This is a genomic window from Phenylobacterium sp., from assembly GCF_036264965.1.
GTDB lineage: Bacteria > Pseudomonadota > Alphaproteobacteria > Caulobacterales > Caulobacteraceae > Phenylobacterium.
The window spans coordinates 1-2153 of the sequence record NZ_DATAPY010000156.1; the positions used below are offsets into that span (position 1 = coordinate 1).

Here is a 2153-nt window from a genome sequence, read left to right on the forward strand (position 1 = left end):
GACCCCTTGTGTGTTCGGCCTGTGCGAGATTGTGGGCGCCGGGATCGGGTCATGACCCGATCCCGGCGGCGGTCGCGAGCCCGTGACCCCTGGGGCCTGCAAGCCGTGGGTGAGCTGGGGACGCGGCCGTCTTCTTCTTCAACCCGAACAGTTGCAGGGGGCAAGACCCCGCACGCAAGGATGGGAGTGCGAAGATGGCCGATGAGGGATGGGTGATAGGGATCGACGTGTCGAAGGCTTGGCTGGATGTGGCGGTGCTGGAGACGGGCGAACTCTTCCAAGTCGGCAATGACGAAGCCGGCTGGGCCAAGTTGATCGAGAAGCTGAAGGGCGAAAGGATCAAAGCCATCGGCCTGGAGCCTAGCGGCGGCTACGAGCGTGGGGCGGTCAAGGCTCTGCGCAAGGCCACTCTGCCGGTGCGCCTGGTCAATCCATACCGGGCGCGGCAGTTCGCCCGCGCCTTGGGCCGGCTGGCCAAGAACGACCGCATCGACGCCTTCACCCTGGCCCGCTTCACGGCCCAGCTGCCAACACGCGAGGCGCGCCACGACCCCGTCATCGAGCAGATGGCCGAGCTGGTGGTCGCCAGGCGTCAACTGACCGAGGACAAGGTCAGGCTGGGTAATCAACTCGAGCAGGTGCGCGATCCGCTCCTGCGGCGCATGACCGGCCATCGCCTGCGGCGCATCGAGGCGGAGATCCTCTTGATCGGCAAGCGTCTGGCGCGGATCGTCGCTGGCGACGCCAACCTGGCGGCCAGGGACCGCCTGATCCAGTCCTTCCCAGGCGCCGGACCGGTGCTCAGCCACACACTGCTGGCCCTGGTGCCCGAGATCGACGACGCCGACCGCCGGGAAATTGCCGCCCTCGTCGGTCTCGCGCCCTTCGACGACGACAGCGGCAAGCGCGCTGGCAAGCGGGCCATCTGGGGCGGCCGGGCCGAGGTCCGCAACGTCGTCTATATGGCCGCCCTGAGCGCCGCCCGCTGCAATCCGTCCTTGAAGGCCTTCCGTCAGCGCCTCATCGCTAGCGGCAAAACCCCCAAAGTCGCCATCATCGCCGTCGCCAGGAGAATGCTCGGCATCCTCATCGCCATGCTGCGCAACGGTCAGCAATGGGACCCAGCCTATGCAAGCTGAACACAGTTGCTCATCCGGCGGGCTCCCGCCCGCCACCTTCTCCCGCAAGGGGAGAAGGAAGCGAGAGGGCGAGTTGTGTGAATCAGGTAGCCATAAATGGGAGGGAGAGGCGCTCAGCGGCACCTATCACACCGCGCGCGGGCGGCGGGGCTGGGCGGCGACGGACTTGACGCCGTAGCCCGGGGTGCCGCGGGCGTGCAGGTTGCTGAGCGCCATGTCCAGCAGCTCGGGCAGGAACTGCGGCGCCAGGCCGGCGAACCGGCTGGCGGCGCGGATCTGGTCGACGACGAACTTCGGCTGATAGCTGGCCAGGGGGAAGCTGTTGTTTTCGCTGATCTCGGCGATCACCTTGTCGATCACCTTTTCGCTGAACTCGATGCCGGCGGCGCCGGCGACCTTCCTGAACACCGCCTTGAATTCCTCGATGGTCGGGGCGGGGACCTCGACCTTGTAGGGAATGCGCCGCAGGAAGGCGGCGTCCATCAGGTCGTGCGGCGCCAGATTGGTGGCGAACACCACCAGGGAATCGAACGGCAGGGAGAAGCTCTTGCCGGAATGCAGCTTCAGGCGGTCGCGGCCGCTCTCCAGCGGAATGATCCAGCGGTTGAGCAGGGCCTTGGGTGTCACCAGCTGGCGGCCGAAGTCGTCGATCAGGCACACCCCGCCCAGCGCCTTGATGTGCACCGGGGCCTCGTAGAACTTGCCTACCGGCCGGTAGCCGAGCTCCAGCATGTCGGGCGTCAGCTCGCCGCCGACGGTGATGAATGGACGCCGACAGGCGCGCCAGCGTGGATCGAATTCCTCGCGATGCACGGCCAGGGATTGCTGAGCGGCGACCTCCGCCCCTTCGATGGGCTCATGCACCCCGACGTCGAACACCTTGATGATCTGGCCGTCGACCTCGAAGCAATGCGGCAGCCAGACGATGCCGCCGAACAGCGAACCCAGGCGCTCGGCGATCGAGGTCTTGCCGTTGCCGGGTGGCCCGTAGAGCAGAATCAAGCGGCTCGAATT

At 66.7% G+C, this 2153-nt stretch carries 2 protein-coding genes; one reads left to right on the top strand and one right to left on the bottom strand.

From position 1 onward, the window contains the following. Positions 1 to 194 precede the first annotated feature (194 nt). Positions 195 to 1139, top strand: coding sequence for an IS110 family transposase (locus VHS75_RS20915; protein WP_329640560.1), 945 nt, complete (start codon positions 195 to 197; stop codon positions 1137 to 1139). A 126-nt stretch (positions 1140 to 1265) separates the two neighbouring features. On the opposite strand, the gene VHS75_RS20920 is transcribed toward VHS75_RS20915, so the two are convergent. Beyond that, the coding region (locus VHS75_RS20920; protein WP_329640561.1) for a hypothetical protein at positions 1266 to 2153 on the bottom strand (888 nt) is incomplete at its 5' end.

Coding starts and splice junctions, on each gene's coding strand:
- VHS75_RS20915 (WP_329640560.1), top strand. CDS start 195: ATGGCCGATGAGGGATGGGTGATAGGGATCGACGTGTCGAAGGCTTGG.